Below are 1791 nucleotides of genomic sequence, written 5' to 3'. Positions count from 1 at the left end.
TCAGACGAGGTAAGTCATCCCATAGTGCTTGGGAGGTCTTAGGCAATGATTGCCGCCAAAGGGATATAGTCGTTGTCAGTTGCGGTGCAAGTACTGGCAGCTTGACGCAAAGTGCCGTCGTCGTTTTTCTAAGAGCTGATAAATCTAGCCATCCATTGTAAAACAACAACATAATGCACTTTCAGTTTGTCTACAACCTAACTCTGGCTAAATGGCTTCAATGAGAGTCATCAAAAGTTGCAGGGACAACATCTGAGGCAATAGATTGAGCTAATTCATTAAAAAATGGTGTATTTCAGACGAGGTAAGTCATCCCATAGTGCTTGGGAGGTCTTAGGCAATGATTGCCGTCAAAGGGATATAGTCGTTGTCAGTTGCGGTGCAAATACTGACAGCTTGACGCAAAGTGCCGTCGTCGTTTTTCTAAGTGTTCGCAGTAATCGGTCAGTTTTTGCAAGGTTCCAGTAAAAATGAGTCCATCCATTTTAGATCAAAAACATAATGCACATTCGGTTTGCCTACAACCAGCTCTGGCTAATATGGCTTGAATGAGAAAAAATATAGGGCTGTCCTCATATTTGATATTATGATGAGGCGCAGAGTGAGTGTCTCTGCCCTTTTAGGAGTTTATATGTGGTTAGCCGGGGCAATTTTTGTTCTTACCATTGTGTTAGTGATTTGGCAGCCTAAGGGCTTAGGCATAGGTTGGAGTGCCACACTAGGCGCTGTATTAGCCTTGCTACTAGGTGTCGTGCACTTAGGGGACATCCCCGTGGTGTGGAATATCGTCTGGAACGCGACTGCAACCTTTATCGCTGTGATCATCATCAGTTTATTATTGGATGAGTCAGGTTTTTTCGAATGGGCCGCACTGCATGTAGCCCGCTGGGGTAAAGGTCGTGGCCGTTTACTCTTTACTTACATAGTGCTACTCGGTGCTACCGTTGCCGCCTTATTCGCGAATGATGGCGCGGCGCTGATCCTCACCCCCATAGTGATTGCTATGTTACTGGCGCTGGGCTTTAGCGCCGGAGCAACCTTAGCCTTTGTGATGGCCGCAGGTTTTATTGCCGATACCGCAAGTTTGCCGTTAATTGTCTCTAACCTAGTCAATATTGTTTCGGCGGACTTCTTCAACATAGGTTTTAACGAATACGCCTCTGTGATGGTGCCCGTCGATATTGCCGCGATTAGCGCCACCTTAGTCATGCTGCATCTGTTTTTTCGCAAAGATATTCCCGCGACCTACGACTTGCAAAAACTACGCGAGCCTAAGGCCGCCATTCGCGACCTCAACACCTTTAAAACCGGTTGGGGTGTATTAGTCTTACTCTTGGTGGGCTTCTTTGGCTTAGAACCGCTCGGCGTGCCCGTGAGTTTAGTCGCTGCCGTAGGCGCCTTTATCCTGTTTGTTGTCGCCAAGAAAGGCCATGCCATAGATACCACTAAGGTGCTTCGCGGCGCGCCTTGGCAGATAGTGATCTTTTCACTCGGCATGTATTTGGTTGTTTATGGTCTTCGCAACGCAGGCTTAACCGATTACTTATCAAGCGTATTAAATAGTTTGGCAGAACAAGGACTTTGGGTTGCCACTATGGGCACAGGCTTCTTGGTCGCCTTTTTATCTTCCATCATGAACAACATGCCAACAGTGTTAATTGGCGCCCTGTCGATAGACGGTAGCAATGCAACCGGTGTCATTAAAGAGGCTATGATCTACGCTAACGTGATTGGCAGCGATTTAGGTCCTAAAATCACCCCCATCGGCAGTTTAGCAACCCTGCTATGGCT

Annotated in this window: 1 protein-coding gene; it reads left to right on the top strand. The window is 47.2% G+C overall.

Features of this window, described 5'->3' with window-relative positions; translation table 11 throughout:
- Positions 1-631 precede the first annotated feature (631 nt).
- Positions 632-1791: arsenic transporter (locus tag ACRCZA_RS08010; protein ID WP_438673929.1), on the top strand; the 1160-nt coding region annotated here is incomplete at its 3' end.

Source organism: Shewanella sp. (assembly GCF_051658185.1).
Lineage (GTDB): Bacteria > Pseudomonadota > Gammaproteobacteria > Enterobacterales > Shewanellaceae > Shewanella.
Note: the sequence above shows the minus strand (reverse complement) of the source record. Positions and strands in the feature narration are given on the sequence as shown.